This window comes from Pseudarthrobacter sp. B907 (assembly GCF_040137805.1).
GTDB lineage: Bacteria > Actinomycetota > Actinomycetes > Actinomycetales > Micrococcaceae > Arthrobacter.
On record NZ_JBEEQE010000001.1, the window covers coordinates 223458 to 242716 of the forward strand.

Genomic DNA, 19259 nt, shown 5'->3' on the forward strand with positions numbered 1-19259 from the left:
TATGCGCAGGCTACGCGAGACGGGTCAGCCAGCCGTGGGTGTCCTCGACGGTGCCGGTCTGGATGCCGAGGAGCTGTTCGCGGATGGCCATGGTGGTCTCCCCCGCCGTGGCGTCCTCGGAACCGATGAATTCGGTGTTGTCCTTGAGGACGCCGATCGGGGTGATCACGGCGGCGGTGCCGCAGGCGAAGACCTCGGCGATCTCACCGGCCGCGACGCCGTCGCGCCACTCATCGAGGGTGATCTTGCGTTCGGTCACTTCGCGGCCCATATCGCGGGCCACCTGGATCACGGAGGAGCGGGTGACACCCTCCAGGATGGTGCCGGAGAGCGCCGGCGTGACCAGCGAGCCGTCCTTCATCACGAAGAAGACGTTCATTCCGCCGAGTTCTTCGACAGCGTTGTCGTTGAACTGGTCCAGGAACAGGACCTGCTTGCAACCGTGGGCCTCTGCCTCCTGCTGGGCGATCAGCGAGGCTGCATAGTTGCCACCGCACTTGGCCGCGCCGGTGCCGCCGCGTCCCGCGCGGGCGTATTCGCGGGAGATCCAGATCGACACCGGCTTCAGCTCGCCGCCGAAGTAATTGCCGGCCGGGGAGGCGATGACGCGGAACGAGACCTCGCGGGCTGCCCGGACACCCAGGAATGCCTCGGTGGCGATCATAAAGGGGCGCAGGTAGAGGGCTTCGCCGTCGCCGGCGGGGACCCAGTCCCGGTCCACGGAGACGAGTTCGCGGATGGCCGCCAGGAAGTATTCCTCCGGAAGCTCCGGGAGGGCGAGCCGGCGAGCGGACTTGTTCAGGCGGGCCGCGTTGGCCTCGGGCCGGAAAGTCCAGATCGAGCCGTCTGCGTGGCGGTAGGCCTTGAGGCCTTCGAAGATTTCCTGGCCGTAGTGCAGCACGGCAGCGGAGGGATCCAGCATGATGGGACCGTAGGGTTCGATCCGCGCGTCGTGCCAGCCGCCCTTGCCCTCGGCATCGACGCTGTAGTCGACGATCGCGGTGTGGTCGGTGAAATAGTCGCCGAATCCCGGGTTGGCCAGGATGGCTTCACGCTCTTGCGCGGACTTCGGGGTCGCCGAGAGCCGCTGGGTGAATTCGACGCCATGGGCAGTCTGGGTCATGGTTCCTCCACGGTCGGCTGCCTGGTGTGTGAACGTGGTTCATCCTCGGGCCACGGCAGCATATTGGTGATTCGAAAACAAGCTTACGCCCGGGGCGGTAGTGCCGTGGCGGCTGCTAGAGGGCGGCGGCGATGGCGTCGCCGATCGTGGCGGTGCTGCGGAAGCTGCCGTCCCTGGCTTCGACGTCCGCGGCGACGGCCGCCTCGACCTTCCGGGCCGCCGCGGGGTAGCCCAGGTGGTCCAGCAGGAGCGCGGCGGACAGGATAGCGGCGCTTGGGTCCGCCTTCTGCTGGCCGGCGATGTCCGGGGCCGAGCCGTGGACCGGTTCGAACATCGACGGCGCGGTGCGGTCCATGTTGATGTTGCCCGACGCGGCCAGGCCGATGCCTCCGGTGACGGCGGCGGCGAGGTCCGTGAGGATGTCGCCAAAGAGGTTGTCGGTGACGATGACGTCAAAGCGCGCCGGGTCGGTCACCATAAAGATCGTGGCCGCATCGACGTGCAGGTAGTCGTGGGTGACCTCCGGGAACTCCTGGGCCACGGCCTCCACGGTGCGCTTCCAGAGGTGCCCGGCGAAGACCAGGACGTTGTGCTTGTGCACCAGCGTCAGTTTCTTGCGGGGCCGGTCGTTGGCGCGGCGGAACGCGTCCCGCACCACGCGCTCCACGCCGTGGGCGGTGTTCAGCGAGACCTCGGTCGCCACCTCGTGCGGCGTTCCGGCGCGCAGGGTGCCGCCGTTGCCCACGTAGGGCCCTTCGGTGCCCTCGCGGACCACAATGAAGTCGACCTCGCCGGGGTTCGCCAGCGGGCTGCCGACGCCGGCATAGAGTTTCGAGGGCCGCAGGTTGACGAAGTGGTCCAGGCTGAAGCGCAGCTTGAGCAGCAGTTCGCGTTCGATGATGCCGGAGGGGATGCGGGTGTCATCGGGGGCGGCGCCCACCGCGCCGAACAAGATGGCGTCGCGGGTGCGCAGGTCGGCCAGCGTGTGCTCGGGCAGGGTCTCCCCCGTGGCCAGCCAGTGCGCGGCCCCGAGCTCGTAGTGGGTCTGCTGCAGCACGATGCCATCGGCGGCGGCGGCCTTCTCGAGGACCTTCAGTGCTTCGGCGGTGACCTCGGGGCCGATGCCGTCTCCGGGAATGACGGCCAGATCAATGGTGGATGCGCTCATGATTTCAGCGTAGCCAAGCCATCCGCATGCTGGTCAATCCGTCTCATTATTCGAACAACGGCTCAGCCACCAGGCAACGGTGAGGCGACCACCACCACGTTCCGGCCCCACGGGTCCTCCGTGTAGCAGCTGATGAGGACGAGCCGGTTGGCGACGGCTTCCCAGGCAGCGCTGTCCTTCAGGGTCGACTTGGTATAGGTGGTGACCGAATCCACCCGGTAGCTGAGGATGCCCGTAGCCGTGGTCACCGTCAGCAGGCCGCCGGGGGCGGCCCGTGAGCTCAGGTGGTTGAAGGGTGCATCCTGGTCCAGCCAGCTGTGGCCGATGATGTAGGTGGTGTTCGTCGAGCCCGCGCCGGGAGTTCCAAAAGGTGCCAGCCAGTATCCGTCCTTGGTTTCCGGCGGCACGATGCTGCGGCTCTCCGTATCATCGCGGCCGGGCTCCAAGGGGTGCACCTCCACGTCCATGCCTGCTGCGGGAAACGTGATCCGCAGCGGGACGGACGCGGCGGGCAGGGACGGCACTGCGGGCTCAGCGGACTTTCCTGCCCCGGTTGCCCCGGCCGGGAGAACGGCCGGGGCCTTCGCGGTCGTTGCATCGGGATCCGGCCCGCCGGACCGCTTTTGCGGGGACAACGCCGGGGCTGAGACGACTGTTTCCGGCCCGACGGCGGAAGCTCCGGCGTCAGGGGTGAGAGGGACCGTTCCGTCCAGGCCGTAGGCGAGCCAGGCGGCCGCGATGCCGAGTGCGCAGACGGCCAGGATGAGGAGGTCCCTGGCGCTCAGCAGCAGCCCGCGGTTGCCGGCGACCCGGAACCGGGGCATCTTGCGGTGGCTGCCCATGATTTCTCCTGCTGCGAGGCAAGCTGCGGAACCTAAAGGATCGGGGCGGGTGCCGCCTGCGCAGCACCCGCCCCGGATAACGGACTTCCTAGCCGGCGACCTTCCGGGCGCGCTGTCCGCCCCGCCACAGCACTGCCCCGGACCCTGCCGCGAACAGGCCGGTCAGGCCCAACAGCCAGGCCGGAAGGCCGTCCGGAGCCTTCGAGTGGCCGACGGCGGTCTGAACGTTGTAGCCGACGTTGACCTTGGCCGGCGTGGCAGCGGCCGCACCGGCGCCGGTCTGCTGAGGCGCCGGTACTGCGGCAGCGGGCTGGCGCACGACGACGGGCGGCGTGACCACCGTCGACGTCTGCCGGGTGACGTCCGTGCCCGGCACGGCGCCGGGGTTAGCCGGCGGATCGGCAGGCGGGTTGGCCGGCGGGTCCACAGGCGGGTTGGCCGGCGGGTCGGCAGGCGGATTACCCGGCGGGTTGGCCGGCGGGTTGGCCGGCGGGTCCACAGGCGGATTAGCCGGCGGGTCCACAGGCGGGTCAGCTGGCGGATCGACAGGCGGAACCACCACAGCGGCAACACAGTTGTTGGCCAGCAGGGCGAGGTTTGCCTCCGAAAGGTTTTGTCCCTGGGGCATGATGTCGCCGGTATTTACGGGCACGATGTCCAGGGTGTCGTTGGCGTGCGCCTTGAGCGCGTTGAGGTTGATCGTCTCGGCGACAAAAGGGTTACCCGCCGCTTTGGTCGCGTGACAGATCGTGATCTTTTCCGGGGGTGCCGCGTTCGCGGAGACAGCTGCCCCCATTACGCCCAGCCCCACGACCCCCAGCGTTGCAATGGTTCTTTTCATCTTCGGCCCCTCCGTCCAACTCAGGTGTCAGAGCTGACGCGAGCGCGGAGTAACCGTCCTAGAGACCCGGCAAATCGTTGTGAGACCTCGGTGAGCGAAGTGCGTGATGACAGTTACTCCCCAGCATTTGTCGTCAGTTCGCTTGCTATTTCAGGCTATTTCCCGGCCTCGGCCTGAGTCCCGAGTAACTGGTACCCGAGTATCGCTACGGCCGGTACTCCCCTGCCCTGTGGTTGTACTCAGTTCCGGAGCAGCAGACTACTTGTCAGTAATGTGACGGCCCCGTTAACGGCCGCGAGGTGGCACTTCGCGGCCGTGTTTGTGGAAACTTTGCCGCGAAGTACCACTTTGACGAAAGTGGAGCCGGAAGACCTCCGGCCCGGATCAGGCCTCCGCGGGCTCCTCGTACTTGGGGAACACCGGCGACGGCGCCGGAAGCGCGGTTCCGGCCCCGATCGGCGTCTGGAGGGCGGCGAAATCGCGGGCCTCCCCGTCGGGCTGGCCCAGGCTGTCGAGAATGGCTCCGGCAGCCGCGGGCATCACCGGCTGCGCCAGGATTGCGACGGTCCGGAGTACCTCGAGGGTCACGTAAAGCACCGTGTTCATGCGTTCGACGTCGGTCTTGCGCAGCACCCACGGCGCCTGCTCGGCGAAGTAGGCGTTGGTGTCGCCGAGGACGTTCCAGATGGCCTCGAGCGCGCGGCTGAACTCCTGCCTTTCGAACGCGGCCCGGGCGATGCCCAGCAGGCCCTTGGCCTGGCCCAGCAGCGCGGCGTCCTCGGCGCTGAATCCGCCCGGAACGGGGACGGCGCCCTCGCAGTTCTTCGCCACCATGGACAGCGAACGCTGCGCGAGGTTGCCGAAGTTGTTCGCCAGGTCCGAGTTCATCCGGCCGACGATCGCGTCGTGGCTGTAGTTCCCGTCGGCGCCGAAGGGCACCTCGCGGAGCAGGAAGAACCGGACCTGATCCAGGCCGTACTGCGCCACCCAGTCCGCGGGTGCCACCACGTTGCCCAGCGACTTGGACATCTTGATGCCCTGGTTGTGCAGGTGGCCGTGGATCATCACGCGCCGGGGCAGTTCAATCCCGGCGGACATCAGGAACGCGGGCCAGTACACGGCGTGGAACCGCGAGATGTCCTTGCCGATCACGTGGACATCCGCCGGCCAGTACTTCCGGAAGCTTTCCGACTCGGTGTCCGGGAACCCGACGCCGGTCAGGTAGTTGGTCAGCGCGTCCACCCAGACGTACATCACGTGGTCCGGGTTGCCCGGCACCGGGACACCCCAGTTGAAGGAGGTGCGGCTGATCGACAGGTCCTCGAGGCCGCCCTTGACGAAGCTGATGACCTCGTTGAACCGGCTGTGCGGCGCCCCGAACTCCGGGTGGTCGGCGTAGAGCGCCAGCAGCCGGTCCTGGTAGGCGGAGAGCTTGAAGAAGTAGCTCTCCTCCTCGGTCCACGTCACCTCGGTACCGGTCTCGGAGGCATAGCGCACCCCGTCGTCGCGGACCTCGGTCTCGTCCTCGACGAAGTAGCGCTCGTCCCGGACCGAGTACCAGCCGGCGTACTTGGAGAGGTAGATGTCCCCGTTGGCTTCCATCCGCTGCCAGAGTGCCTTGGCAGCCTCATAGTGGTCCGGGTCCGTGGTGCGGATGAACCGGCTCAGCGAGATGCCCAGGTCATCGCTCATCTGGCGGAAGGCCGTCGAATTGCGATCGGCAAGTTCCTTGACCGGAATGCCTTCCTTCTCCGCCGTCTGCTGCATCTTCAGGCCGTGCTCGTCCGTGCCGGTCATAAAGAACACGTCGTAGCCGTCCAGCCGCTTAAACCGCGCCATCGCGTCGGTGGCGATGACTTCGTAGGCGTGGCCGATGTGCGGCACGCCGTTCGGGTAGCTGATGGCCGTGGTGATGTAGAACGGGGTTTTTTCGGAAGGCGTCACGTTATTAACCTAGATCAGTTCGGTCAGGGTATCGCTCTGGCGGACAAGCTCGTGGTCATGTGACGCCACGAGCACGGCGATGCCGTCCGACGTCGTGTCCTTGAGGATGCTGATGATGCGGTTGGCCGAGGTGCGGTCCAGGCTGGCGGTGGGCTCGTCCACCACGAGCACGCGCGTGCCCAGGATGAGGGCGCGGGCGATCGCGACGCGCTGGCGCTCACCGCCAGAGAGCTGCGCCGGCCGGTGGCGCATGCGGCGGCCGAGGCCGACGAGGTCCAGCAGGTCCTTGGCCATATCGCGGCGCTGTTCGACCTCGCCGTCCGGCACGGCCGGCAGCAGCACGTTCTCGAGCGCGCTCATCCCGTCGATCAGGGCGCCGCCCTGGTCGACGTAGCCGATCAGGGCACGACGGCGGTCGGCGATTTCGTCGTCGCCCATGGTCTCGAGCGAGTCGCCTTCCCAGAACACCCGGCCCGACGTCGGCAGGGTCAGGCCCGCGCCGACGGTAAGGATACTGGTCTTGCCCGAGCCGGAGCGGCCGGCAACGCAGTGCATTTCGCCGGCGTGCAGGGTCATGTTGAAGTCATCGACCACGTTGACCGGCTCGGCGCCGCCCTTGCCTCCGCCGTAGTGGATGGTGATGTTGCTCAGTTCCAGGGGTGTGGCGTGGTCCGATGCCTTCACGATCGTGTTGGCTCGGGTCTGGTGGCCGCCGTTCCCGGTGCTCTCCGGCATCCGGTTCCGCGCCGCCCTGGTCAGGTTCAGCTCGTTAGTCATTGGACCACTTTCGTTGCAATTGGAATCCAGCAAAGTACCGCGACGAGTCCGGCGATTCCGGCCCAGATGGCGGCGTAGGGGGCGAGGAGCAGGCTGATGCCCAGGGCGCCCAGGACACCCAGCGGCAGTGCGATGGTCCCCACCATGGCATTTTCGAAGAAGCGGACCTGGCCCAGCATGTCCGGGTTCCAGCCCATGGCCTGCAGGGTGCCCAGGTACTGGCGTTTGGAGCCGAGTTCGAAGCGGCCGGTGACCATGGTCAGCAGCAGCCCCACGGCCACCCCGGACACACCTAGGACGATGCTCGGCAGTGCGATGCTGGCGGCGGCCAGCCCGCTCAGGGCGCTGGCGCCTGCGGCCCGGGGGATGTCGATCAGCAGCGACGCGAGCCCGCCCACGGCGGCACCGAAGACGCCGACGGCGACGGCCAGCGAGCCGGTGTTGAACTTGTTGGTGCTCAACTGGCGGCTCGCGAAGGTCAGCGGCGAGTCCACGGGGATGAGCCGCTCATCGTGCTGCGGCTCCTGGTCGATGACCTCGCGGTGGCGCAGCTGCTGCGCGGCGAAGTAGGCGGCGCCGCAGTAGAGGATCAGGACCGAGGCGGAGACGATCGCGGTGGCCGGGTTCCAGCTGATCAAGCTCAGTGCGATTCCGGCGACGGTGAGCAGGGCAGCGCCGACGCCGAATTCGGCGAGCACCCAGGACCGGATCTTGCGCTGCGTCCAGCCCATGGCCCGCAGGGTGCCCGCCTCGCGGCGGCGCTTGCGGACGTAGCTGACGGTCGAGGCGCCGGTGAGCAGCGCCGCTCCGCACAGGGTCAGGAAGAGCAGCGTGAGATTGGTGCCGGTCAGCGAGCCGGAGACGGCGTCGGCGGCGTTCTGGCGGACCCACGACTGCTGCACGGTGCCCAGCGGCGACTCCTTCCCGGCACCGTCCTTGGAGTAGCCGGGCACGAAGATGTTGGCGTCTTCGCGGGCGGAGCCGGCGACCACTGTCGCCTGCAGGCCCATGTCGCGGATCTCGTTGGCGAGCTTTTCGACCTCCGGCTGTGCCTGCTTCCAGCTGCCGTCCACCTTGGCGCGGACGCGCACGGCGTCGATCACGGAGGCGTTCTTCTCGTAGCCGCGGGCGGCGGCCAGTCCGTAGTAGTCGGTGATGGCGCCGGCCGACTGGCTGACCAGTCCGGTCCCGCTGAGCGAGGGCTTGAGCGCGGCCTGCCCGGCGTCGTTACCGGCGGCATCCTTGCTCAGGGTCATCGGCGTCGGGTCGTAGCCGCCGAGGGGCAGGCGGTTGACGTCACCGGCGGCCTGCTGGACCTTGGCCGGATCGAAGGTGCCGTAGACCATGGCGAGCGGCGTGGCCGGCTTCTTGCCGGTCGCGAGGTTTTCGCGGTAGGCCCGCTCGTCGACCGGCGTGCGCTGCGTCTGGTCGACCGGGGCGCCGTTGGCGCCCTTATCGGGCAGCCGGTTCACGGTGATCCAGTCGCCCGGCACCGCGGACTTGTCCACGGCGCCGTTGCCGGCGGTTTCGCCGTCCTTGTACTTGGGCGCGGCGGCGAAGTCGGTGCTCCAGGTGGCGGGGTTGTAGAGGCCCTGGCCGAAGCTGCCGGTGTCGCCCATCAGCTGGGACAGGTCCTTGGAGCCGGGCCACGCCAGGGCGAACGGCGACTTGGAGACGAACGGCAGGTAGTCCTTGTCCAGCGACCGGGTCGCGGTGCCGACGTCCTTGGTCACGTTGCCGGCGGCGTCGATTTCCTCGATCTTGACCGAGTACTTCAGATCAAGGGAGGTACCCGAACGCACGATCAGCGGAATCGCCTGCGAGTCGGCGGTCAGCTGGCCGGCACGCTTCGCCTGCTGGTACTGGGACATCAGCGGGGCCCAGTACTTGAGCTTGACGCCGAGGAAGTCGGGGCCTTCCTTGAGCTGTTCCATGCTGATGCCGTTGGTAAAGAGGCTCTCGAAGTGGCGGCCGATCGCGCCGGCGTTGCGGGCATCGGCCGGGGGCGCCTTCTCCAGCGGCGCGAGGAAGTCCCCGGCGCCGCCCAGGAGCGCGCGTTCGGCGACCGGGTCGACGGCGACGACGGACTCGGTCACCTGCGGCGCCATGGGCAGGGAGACGGAGAGGTTGAAAAGGTTGTGTTCGGAGCCGCCGGCCGGGGCCGGGAACTTGATGCCGCTCTCCCCCGCCGGGCCGGCGATCCGCACGTTCTTGCCGCCGGCCACCTGCTCTTCGACGAGCTTGGCCTTGCCCAGGGATCCCTCGGCGGTGGTCTTGAACAGGGTCTGCTCGGACTTGCCGTCAGAGCTCACGGCGCTGGCGGTGAGGCGGTATTTCTTGGCGGTGTCGCTGAGCACAGACTCGGCCGCGGGCCACTTGGACGGATCGGTGGCGCTGGGGTCACCGGCGGTGCCGGCGAGGCCGGCGCTGTAGCCGAGGTAGTCGGTGGCATCGAGCCGCGGGGACTCAAGGTTCTGCGAGACGCGGGACACCAGGCTGATCGGTGCCGCCACGGAGGTGCCGGCCAGCTTGCGGATGGAATCCAGCTGCTCGAAGCTGACCCCGCCCTGGCCGGTGGCGATCTCGGGCTGCATCAGGCCGCCGTTGTCGTCGGCCTTGGCCTGGACAAGGACGTCGTAAAGCCCGCGGGAGTTCTGGTCGACGGTGCGGTTCAGCGCGGCCTGCGACTGGCCCTGCACCAGGACGGAAAGGCACATGGCCACGATCAAAATGGACGCGGTCAGCAAAAGCACTCTGCTTCTGATGAACCTCTGGACGGCGTTCATTGGGCTCCTGAAAGCTGGATTGCGTGCGCACACCACTGTTCATTTCCACGCTGGAAAATAACGGCGTCCCCGGCCGGGTGTACAAAAGTAAAGGCCGGTCTGCCGGCCAGATCCGAAATTCGGACCTAGCCATTGTACGCAGACCGGCCGCTTCTTGGCGGACGCCTGCGGCGGTGTTGCCGCCGCAGGCGTCCGACGTGGGGCTTTAGTCCTCGAGGTCGACTTCGCGGACCATTTCGGCGCCGATTCCGGCCTTGATCGCGTCCAGCACCTGCTGCGGCACGGAGCTGTCGATGGTCAGGAGTGCGAGCACCTGGCCGCCCTCCGTCTGCCGCGCCACCTGCATACCGGCGATGTTGATGTTGTTCATTCCCAGGATGTGGCCGATGGTGCCGATCACGCCCGGGCGGTCCGAGTAGGCCACCACCACGAGGTGCTCGCTGATCGGGATTTCAACCTCGAAGCCGTTGATTCCGACGAGTTTCTGGACCTGCTTGGGTCCCGTCAAGGTCCCCGCCACCGAGATCTGGGTGCCGTCGCTCAGGGCCCCTCGCAGGGTCAGGACGTTGCGGTAGGACTCCGTGTCCGGGGTGGTGATGAGCCGGACGTTGATGCCGCGCTGCTCGGCGATCACGGGGGCATTGACGTAGGAGACCTGCTCGGTCACGACGTCGGCGAAGATGCCCTTGAGCGCGGCGAGTTCGAGGACCTTGACATCCAGCGAGGAGATCTCGCCGGCCACCTCGACGTCGAACTGCGTGAGCGAAGCGTGCGTCATGGCGGTGAAGATCCGGCCCAGCTTCTCGATCAGCGGGATGCCGGGGCGCACATCCGGGGCGATTACGCCGCCGGCGACGTTGACGGCGTCGGGGACCAGTTCGCCGGCCAGGGCCTGGCGGACGGACTTGGCCACGGAGACGCCGGCCTTTTCCTGGGCCTCGTCGGTGGAGGCGCCCAGGTGCGGGGTGACCACAACGTTGTCGAGCTTGAAGAAGGGCAGGTCGGTGCTGGGTTCCTTGACGAAGACGTCCACGCCGGCGCCGGCGATCTGGCCGGACTCCAGCGCCGCGTAGAGGGCCTCCTCGTCCACCAGGCCGCCGCGGGCCACGTTGACGACGTAGGCGGTGCTCTTCATCTTCTTGAAGGCGTCCTCGCCGAGCATGCCGACGGTCTCGGGCGTCTTGGGCATGTGGATGGTGATGAAGTCGGACTGCGCCAGCAGCTCGTCCAGGGTCACCAGCTGCACGCCGAGCTGCGCGGCGCGGGCCGAGGTGATGTACGGGTCGTACGCGAGGATCTTGGTGTCGAAACCCTTCAGCCGGGCCGCGACGAGGGCGCCGATCCGGCCGAGGCCGATGATGCCGATCTTCTTCTCGAACAGCTCGGTGCCGGTGTACTTGGAGCGCTTCCACTCGCCGTCCTTGAGCGCGGCGGATGCCTGCGGGATGTGGCGGGCCAGGCTGAGGATGTGGCCGACCGTGAGTTCGGCGGCGGAGACGATGTTCGACGTCGGGGCGTTGACCACCATCACGCCGGCCTGGGTGGCGGCCTTGATGTCCACGTTGTCCAGGCCAACGCCGGCGCGGGCGATCACCTTGAGGTTCTTCGCGGCCGCGATCGCCTCGGCGTCGAGCTGGGTGGCCGACCGGATCAGGATCGCGTCAACGTCGGCGATCGCGGAGAGCAGCTGGGAACGGTCGGCGCCGTCGGTCTGGCGGATTTCAAAGTCCGGGCCGAGGGCCTCGACTGTGGCGGGCGAAAGTTCCTCAGCGAGGAGTACAACAGGTTTGGTGCTTGTCACCGGTGACCTCTTTAGCTCTCTTGTGTATCATGTGGGGATTTTAGAACGTTGGGTGGCGGACGGCCGTGCCGAACTGCGGGGTGGGCGGGGGTGTTCTTGAAGGCTGCGTTGTTGCGTGAGGAACGAGCGCAGCAGCCGAAAGAATGCCCCCGCCCACCCGCGGCCGGGCGGGATCTAGCGGGCTACTGATCCTTCGGTGTAGTCGTCTTCGTTCTTGATCCAGGAGAACAGCTTGCGCAGTTCGCGGCCGGTGGCCTCGATCGGGTGGTCCTCGCCCTTCTTGCGCAGGGCCTTGAACTCGGGGGCGCCGGCGTCCTGGTCGTCGATGAAGCGCTTGGCGAAGGTGCCGTCCTGGATGTCCTTCAGGACGGCCTTCATGTTTTCCTTCACCTCGGGGGTGATGACGCGCGGGCCGGAGACGTAGTCGCCGTATTCCGCCGTGTCCGAGACGCTCCAGCGCTGCTTGGCGATGCCGCCCTCGACCATCAGGTCGACGATCAGCTTGAGCTCGTGCAGCACCTCGAAGTAGGCCACCTCGGGCTTGTAGCCGGCCTCGGTGAGGGTCTCGAAGCCGTACATGATCAGCTGCGATGCGCCGCCGCAGAGCACGGCCTGCTCGCCGAAGAGGTCGGTTTCGGTCTCTTCGGTGAAGGTGGTCTCGATGACGCCGGCGCGGGTGCCACCGATTGCCTTGGCGTAGGACAGGGCCAGCTCCTTGGCCTTGCCGGACGGGTTCTGCTCGACGGCGATCAGGTCCGGCACGCCGCGGCCGGCTTCAAACTCGCGGCGCACGATGTGGCCCGGTCCTTTGGGGGCGACCAGTGCGACGTCGACGTCGGCCGGCGGCTTGATGTAGCCGTAGCGGATGTTGAAGCCGTGTCCGAAGAACAGGGCGTCGCCGGCCTGCAGGTTCGGGGCGATGTCCTCGGCGTAGACGTGGCGCTGGACCTGGTCCGGGGTGAGGATCATGATCAGGTCGGCTTCGGCCACGGCGTCGGCGACGTTGAGCACACGCAGGCCCTCGGCCTCGGCCTTGGCCCGGGACTTGGAGTCTTCCTTCAGGCCGACGCGGACGTCAACACCGGAATCGCGCAGGCTGAGGGCGTGGGCGTGGCCCTGGGAGCCGTAACCGATGACGGCGACGGTGCGGCCCTGGATGATCGACAGGTCGGCGTCGTCGTCGTAGAACATTTCAGTCACTGGGGTGTCTCCTTTGAATGGATTCTTTGGTGTTGGCTGGGAAAAATTCGTTGGTGGAACGGTGGTACTGCGGTCCCGGCGCGCCGCCTAGGCGGAACGCAGGGCCCGGTCGCTCATGGAACGGGACCCGCGGCCGACGGCCAGGGTGCCGGACTGCACGATTTCGCGGACGCCGAAGGGCTCCAGCACCGAAAGCAGTGCCGCGAGCTTGTCCGGGTGGCCCGTGGCTTCGATGACGACCGACTCTGTGGAGACGTCGACCACGGAAGCGCGGAAGAGGTCGGCTGCCTGGGTGACCTGCAGCCGGGTTGCGGCATCCGCACGCACCTTGACCAGGATGTGGTCGCGCTGCACGGAGGATTCGGGGGTGAGCTCGACGATCTTGATCACGTTGATCAGCTTGTTCAGCTGCTTGGTGACCTGTTCGATCAGTTCGCCGTCGGCGTCGACGACGACCGTCATGCGGGAGATGCCCGGAACCTCGGTGGGTCCGACGGCCAGGGAGTTGATGTTGAAGGCGCGGCGGGCGAAGAGGCTGGCGACGCGGGTCAGCACACCGGGCTTGTCTTCGACCAGAACGGAGAGTGTGTGGCGGGTCATGTTCAGTCCTCTTCTTCCCAGTCCGGGGTCATGTTGCGGGCAACCTGGATCTGGTCGTTGCTGACCCCGGCGGGGACCATCGGCCACACCATGGAGTTCGGGCTCACGACAAAGTCGATGACCACCGGGCGGTCCTTGATCTCCAGGGCCTTCTGGATGGTGGCGTCGATATCCTCGTCGCGTTCGCAACGGAAAGCGGCGCAGCCGTAGGCGTCTGCCAGCTTGACGAAGTCCGGGATGCGGACGGTGTCGTGGCCGGTGTTGAGGTCGGTGTTGGAGTAGCGGCCCTCGTAGAAGAGGGTCTGCCACTGGCGCACCATGCCCAGGGAGGAGTTGTTGATCACCGCGACCTTGATCGGGATCTTGTTGATCGCGCAGGTGGCCAGTTCCTGGTTGGTCATCTGGAAGCAGCCGTCCCCGTCGATGGCCCAGACCACGCGGTCCGGCTCCCCCACCTTGGCGCCCATGGCGGCTGGAACGGCGTAGCCCATGGTGCCGGCGCCGCCGGAGTTCAGCCAGGCGTGCGGGCGTTCGTATTTGATGAACTGCGAGGCCCACATCTGGTGCTGGCCGACGCCGGCGACGTAGACGCCCTCGGGCCCGGTGAGGGCGCCGATCCGCTCGATCACGCGCTGCGGGGCGCTGAGGCCGTCTTCGGGTTCGGTCCAGCCGAGCGGGTAGGTTTCCTTGAGGTTGTTCAGGAAAGCCCACCAGTTGGCCAGGTCCGGGGTGCCGGAGGTTTCGAACTGCTGGCGCAGGGCCTCGCTGAGCTCCGGGATGATCTCCTTGACCGAACCGACGATCGGCACGTCCGCGGTGCGGTTCTTGGAGATTTCCGCCGGGTCGATGTCCGCGTGGATGACCTTAGCGTTCGGGGCGAAGGACTTCAGGATGCCGGTGACCCGGTCATCGAAGCGCGCGCCCAGGGTGATCAGCAGGTCCGACTGCTGCAGCGCGGTCACGGCAGAGACCGTGCCGTGCATGCCGGGCATGCCCACGTGTTGCGGGTGCGAGTCCGGGAAGACACCCCGCGCCATCAGCGTGGTGACCACCGGGGCCCCGGAAAGCTCGGCCAGTTCCCGCAGTTCGGCTGAAGCGTGGGCCTTGACCACACCGCCGCCGACATAGAGAACGGGCTTGCTGGCGGCCGCGATCAGCCGGGCGGCCTCACGGACCTGCTTGCTGTGGCCGCGGAGCACCGGCCGGTAGCCGGGGAGGTCGATCTTGGGCGGCCAGGAGAACGTCATCTGGCCCTGCTGGGCATCCTTGGCCACGTCCACGAGGACGGGGCCGGGACGGCCGGTCGAGGCCAGGTGGAACGCCTCGGCCATGACGTGCGGGATGTCATTGGGGTCGGTGACCAGGAAGGAGTGCTTGGTGATCGGCATGGTGATGCCGACGATGTCCGCTTCCTGGAAAGCGTCGGTGCCGATGACACCGCTGGAGACCTGGCCGGTGATGGCCACCATCGGCACGGAGTCCATGTGGGCGTCCATGATGGCGGTAACGAGGTTGGTGGCACCGGGGCCCGAGGTGGCGATACAGACGCCGACCCGTCCGGTGACCATGGCATAGCCTTGCGCTGCGTGGCCGGCTCCCTGTTCGTGACGGACCAGAATGTGGTTCATTTTGGAGGCCATCAAGGGGTCATAGGTGGGCAGGATCGCGCCACCGGGCAAACCAAAAATATCCTCGACGCCGAGTTCTTCGAGCGCGCGGACGATTGCTTGCGAGCCGGTCATCACCGTCGGGGGTACGACGTTGTTCGGCCCAAGGACGGGAGAGGCAGCAGCATGCTCGACGCCGGCGTCGGCCGGGCGTTCGATGCGTTCCGGAGCCTTGGGGGCTCCAGCGGACTTTGTGGCCATCAGCGAGGGGCTGATCGGCGATCCTTTGCTCATCGGACTCTTCCTTTGGTGGATCTTCTGTGATCGTTGAACTGTGGGTAACAAAAAAAGACCCCTCAGCCTTGGCGGCTCTTCGAGGGGTTTGCGCGTGACGGTTCGTTACCAGTGGAGGCTATGGAGCCACGCGCTTGGTAAGGACGACGGATACATCTGCAGCACTCTCGCCTGCAACGCGGCCGGTGGTAACGATTACGGTCATGCGTTCAGTTTTCCCTCTGCGTGAGACAGCTGTCAACGAGCCAAGGCCCTGTCTCACGATGTGGACAACGGCGTCCACTTTTTGAACTGTTCCCCCAATTCCCCCATTACCCTGGTGACCTGACCGCCTTCGGCGGCAGGCGGGAGTCTCCTACCCCAAGCGGACGGCGCGGACGCCGTTCGCTTGGGGCCCCTCGGAGCCTCCCTTATTAAGCGTGGTCGCCCACGCTTAGGGAATCACCCGCAATAAGCGCCGGTGGAGGCGCTGTGGACGAGCTTGGCGTACTTGGCGAGGACGCCCTTGGTGAACTTGGCGGGGAGCGGTTCCCAACCGACCTTGCGGGCGTCGAGCTCGGCTTCGTCGACCAGGAGGTCGAAGCTGCGGGCTGCGATGTCGACCCGGATCCGGTCGCCGTCCTTGACGAACGCGATGGGACCGCCGTCGACGGCTTCCGGGGCGACGTGGCCGATGCAGAGGCCCGTCGTCCCGCCGGAGAAGCGGCCGTCGGTGAGCAGCAGCACGTCCTTGCCGAGGCCGGCGCCCTTGATGGCGCCGGTGATGGCGAGCATCTCGCGCATGCCCGGGCCACCCTTGGGGCCCTCGTAGCGGATGACAACGACGTCGCCGGCCTTGATCTGGCCCTTGTCGAGCGCGTCCAGGGCGCCCTGTTCGCGTTCGAAGACGCGGGCGGTGCCCTCGAAGACGTCGGCGTCGAAGCCGGCGCTCTTCACGACGGCGCCCTCGGGGGCCATCGTGCCGTGCAGGATGGTGATGCCGCCGGTCTTGTGGATCGGGTTGTCCATGGCGCGGAGGATCTTGCCGTCCAGGTCCGGCGGGTTGATCGCCGCGAGGTTTTCGGCGACGGTCTTGCCCGTGACGGTGAGGCAGTCGCCGTGCAGCAGTCCGGCGTCGAGCAGCGCGCGCATGATGACCGGCACGCCGCCGATCTTGTCGACGTCGGTCATGACGTAACGGCCGAACGGCTTGAGGTCGCCCAGGTGCGGGATCTTGTCGCCGATGCGGTTGAAGTCGTCCAGCGTCAGCTCGACCTCGGCCTCTCGGGCGATGGCCAGCAGGTGCAGCACGGCGTTGGTGGAGCCGCCGAAGGCCATGGTCACGGCGATCGCGTTTTCGAAGGCCTTTTTGGTCATGATGTCGCGGGCGGTGATGCCCTTGCGCAGCAGGTTAACAACCGCTTCGCCGGATTTGCGGGCGAAGTCGTCGCGGCGGCGGTCCGCCGAGGGCGGCGCGGCAGAGCCGGGCAGGGACATACCCAGTGCCTCGCCGATGCAGGCCATGGTGTTGGCCGTGTACATACCGCCGCAGGCGCCTTCGCCCGGGCAGATGGCCTTTTCGATCCGGGTCAGGTCCTCCATGCTCATCTTGCCCGCGGCGCAGGCGCCGACGGCCTCGAAGGCATCGATGAGGGTGACCTCCTTTTCCGAGCCGTCCTCGAGCTTGACCCAGCCGGGCATGATCGACCCGGCGTAGAGGAACACGCTCGCAAGGTCCAGGCGGGCGGCCGCCATCAGCATGCCGGGCAGGGACTTGTCACAGCCGGCCAGCAGCACGGAGCCGTCGATCCGCTCGGCCTGCATGACCGTTTCAACGGAGTCGGCGATGACTTCGCGGGAGACCAGGGAGAAGTGCATGCCTTCGTGGCCCATGGAGATGCCGTCGGAGACGGAGATGGTGCCGAACTGCATCGGGAACCCGCCGCCGGCGTGGACGCCTTCCTTGGCGCCCTGGGCGAGCCGGTTCAGGGAGAGGTTGCAGGGAGTGATTTCGTTCCAGGAACTTGCCACGCCGATCTGGGGCTTGGCGAAGTCGTCGTCGCCCATGCCGACCGCCCGGAACATTCCGCGCGCGGGCGCGGCGTGGATTCCATCGGTGACGACCCGGCTGCGGGGTTTGATGTCCGGTGTGGTGGCTGTCGCTGTTTGGGTGTCCTCACTCATGGGTGAAAGTCTAGGGCTCCGGCATCGACGGCAACGAGCCGGAATGGCTCATTAAGCGCAAAACCGGGAATATTTCGCCCGAATAGTGGACGCTCGTCTCATTCAGTGGACTCTACGGCCGCTCGGGCCTCGGCACGGTTCAGCCGCTGTGGGCCGCATCACGCAATTCCGGCGCCTCGGCGACGGCCTGGGCCTCGGCCTTGAGCATCGCCAGTACCTCCCGGATGGTGGTCCGGGCGGCGGCTTCGGGGCGGGCCAGGGCCACGATGCTGCGGCTGGCCTTGACGCCGCGGAGCGGGCGGAGCACGAACCCTCTGCCCTGGTTCTTCAGCGCGGTATAGCGCGGCAGCAGGCTGAGCCCGTGCCCGGCGCTGACCAGCGCCTCCAGGACGCGGAGGTCCGGGAAGAGCTGCGCCCGCAGTGCCGGGGAATCGGCCTGGGTTTCGATCTGGCGCAGCACGGTGTCAAAGGGGAAACCGTCGGGCACCCCCATCCAGGGAAACCCGACCACGTCCTCAGCGCTGAGCGTCGCCTTGCCGGCCAGGGCGTGACCCGCCGGAACCGCCACATCGAGCGGCTCGTCCAGCAGGGGGATCACCTGGAGACCCTGGCGGGCGAACACCTCGGGCCCGTCGACGCTGTGCGCCAGGACGATGTCATAGTCGGCGGCCAGGGCGGCAAAGCCGGCCACGCCGGGGTCCTCGAAGTGCGCCTCGAAGCGGAGCCCTTCAATCTCCTTTACCCGGTGCAGGAGGCCGGGCAGGAACATCTCCGCGGCGCTGGGAAAGAACGCCGCCTTGATCCGGGTCTGCCAGCCGAGCCGGTAGGTGTCGATGGTGGCCTCGGCGCGGGCCATGGCCGTGGCCACCTCCGCCGCCGCCCCGGCCATGGCCAGGCCCGCCTCGGTCAGCCGCACTCCCCTGCCTGACTTTTCCACGAGGACGACGCCGAGCTCCTCCTGCAGGGTCTTGAGCTGCTGCGAGACGGCCGAGGGCGTCACCCGCAAGGCATCGGCGGTGGCCCCCACCGTGCCGCGGTCCGCCAGTTCGCGAAGGATCCGCAGTCGCTTGAAGTCCATGCAGCGAGGCTACACGCGGCGGGTCCGGAATGCTGGACAGCCGCGTTGGCCCGGACGTAACGTCAAGCAACGGCAACCCTGCCGCCTGGACAGAAGGATTCGGCCATGGATTGGATTATCTGGCTCATCGTCATCGTGGTGATTGTCGGCGTCGTGTGGTGGCTGTTAAACCGCAACAGTTCCCGCAGCGGAGCCGGAACCTCGACTTCCACGGGGGCCGGATCCGCCGCCGCACCGCAGGCCACCCCGGGCAGGGTAGGCCACGACGGAGCCCTGTCCGGCGGGTCCGCCGCCGCATCGGCGGCCGCGGCCGCCACCACCGGGATTCCGTCCGCGGCAGGTTTCAGCAACGCCGAGCCGGAGCCGCCCACCACCGCCGACGACGACCTGGCAGCAAGTGCTCCCTCGACTGATGCGTCTTCGGCGGATGCGCCGGCGGCTACTGCGCCAGGGGCCGCTGCGCCCGCGCGGGAGGCCGGCGAAGACAATACGGACTGGGAGACCCAGTGGTCGGAAACGCCGCCGGCTGAGACGCACGCCGCCGCCCACCACGACCACGCCCACCACGACCATGCCACCACCGGGAGCCGCTCCGAGGACGTGGTGGCGCCAGCCGCCACTGCGGGGCCGGAGCAGCCGGCCGGGCACACCCCCGTGCACCATCCCGAGTACACCGAACAGCATGCCCCCACCCTTCCCGGAGCGGAATCGGCGGCCGCCGAGGCCGCCGACGTCGCCGAGGCAGAGACGATGCAGGCTGCCTCCTCCGCAGCCGCCGCCGAGGGCTTCGCTAGCCACACCGCGGCGCCGGCGGGGCACCTCGCGGCGGAACAGCCCTACGGCGAGGGCTCGGCGATGCCGGCCGCGGACGGCAGCGGGCCCGACGGCTTCACCGTCAAGGGGAATGCCTCTTCGATGATTTACCACGACGAGACCAGCCCCTCCTATGAAGAAACCCGGGCGGAGGTCTGGTTCCTGTCCGCGGCCCACGCCGAAGCGGCAGGCTTCCGGCCGCCGCGCCGCTCGCGGCCCTAG

At 67.6% G+C, this 19259-nt stretch carries 14 protein-coding genes; 1 reads left to right on the forward strand and 13 read right to left on the reverse strand.

Annotated features, from left to right (window positions below; all coding sequences use genetic code 11):
* Positions 1-10 precede the first annotated feature (10 nt).
* The 13 genes from ABLI39_RS01140 to ABLI39_RS01200 form a co-directional block, all read right to left on the reverse strand.
* On the reverse strand, positions 11-1123 hold the full coding sequence (locus ABLI39_RS01140) for a branched-chain amino acid aminotransferase (RefSeq protein ID WP_349411502.1): 1113 nt from the start codon (positions 1121-1123) through the stop codon (positions 11-13).
* 115 nt (positions 1124-1238) lie between these two features.
* Positions 1239-2291 (reverse strand): 3-isopropylmalate dehydrogenase, encoded by a 1053-nt coding sequence (locus tag ABLI39_RS01145; protein WP_349411503.1) that lies wholly within the window; start codon positions 2289-2291, stop codon positions 1239-1241.
* A gap of 62 nt (positions 2292-2353) precedes the next feature.
* Entirely contained in the window at positions 2354-3133 is a 780-nt protein-coding gene (locus ABLI39_RS01150) for a class F sortase (RefSeq protein ID WP_349411504.1), read from the reverse strand.
* Positions 3134-3221: 88 nt separating this feature from the next.
* Positions 3222-3974, reverse strand: coding sequence for a hypothetical protein (locus ABLI39_RS01155; protein ID WP_349411505.1), 753 nt, complete (start codon positions 3972-3974; stop codon positions 3222-3224).
* Between the two features lie 384 nt (positions 3975-4358).
* Positions 4359-5918, reverse strand: a complete 1560-nt coding sequence (gene metG / locus ABLI39_RS01160) for a methionine--tRNA ligase (protein ID WP_349411506.1) — start codon at positions 5916-5918, stop codon at positions 4359-4361.
* Between the two features lie 9 nt (positions 5919-5927).
* Entirely contained in the window at positions 5928-6695 is a 768-nt protein-coding gene (locus tag ABLI39_RS01165; protein WP_146337253.1) for an ABC transporter ATP-binding protein, read from the reverse strand.
* Complete coding sequence (locus tag ABLI39_RS01170) at positions 6692-9481, reverse strand: ABC transporter permease (protein ID WP_349411507.1); 2790 nt, start codon at positions 9479-9481, stop codon at positions 6692-6694. Before ABLI39_RS01170 ends, ABLI39_RS01165 begins: the two co-directional genes overlap by 4 nt.
* A gap of 205 nt (positions 9482-9686) precedes the next feature.
* Positions 9687-11282, reverse strand: coding sequence for a phosphoglycerate dehydrogenase (gene serA, locus ABLI39_RS01175; RefSeq protein WP_349411508.1), 1596 nt, complete (start codon positions 11280-11282; stop codon positions 9687-9689).
* 174 nt (positions 11283-11456) lie between these two features.
* Positions 11457-12482, reverse strand: coding sequence for a ketol-acid reductoisomerase (ilvC, locus tag ABLI39_RS01180; RefSeq protein ID WP_349411509.1), 1026 nt, complete (start codon positions 12480-12482; stop codon positions 11457-11459).
* 87 nt (positions 12483-12569) lie between these two features.
* Positions 12570-13082: an acetolactate synthase small subunit gene (gene ilvN, locus ABLI39_RS01185; protein ID WP_349411511.1), complete on the reverse strand. Its 513-nt coding sequence runs from the start codon at positions 13080-13082 to the stop codon at positions 12570-12572.
* 2 nt (positions 13083-13084) lie between these two features.
* Entirely contained in the window at positions 13085-14983 is a 1899-nt protein-coding gene (locus ABLI39_RS01190) for an acetolactate synthase large subunit (RefSeq protein ID WP_349411512.1), read from the reverse strand.
* 441 nt (positions 14984-15424) lie between these two features.
* Positions 15425-17146, reverse strand: a complete 1722-nt coding sequence (gene ilvD / locus ABLI39_RS01195) for a dihydroxy-acid dehydratase (RefSeq protein ID WP_349411514.1) — start codon at positions 17144-17146, stop codon at positions 15425-15427.
* A 139-nt stretch (positions 17147-17285) separates the two neighbouring features.
* Complete coding sequence (locus ABLI39_RS01200; protein WP_349411516.1) at positions 17286-18224, reverse strand: LysR family transcriptional regulator; 939 nt, start codon at positions 18222-18224, stop codon at positions 17286-17288.
* A 105-nt stretch (positions 18225-18329) separates the two neighbouring features.
* Between ABLI39_RS01200 and ABLI39_RS01205 the strand changes: the two genes are divergently transcribed.
* Complete coding sequence (locus ABLI39_RS01205; protein ID WP_349411517.1) at positions 18330-19259, forward strand: sunset domain-containing protein; 930 nt, start codon at positions 18330-18332, stop codon at positions 19257-19259.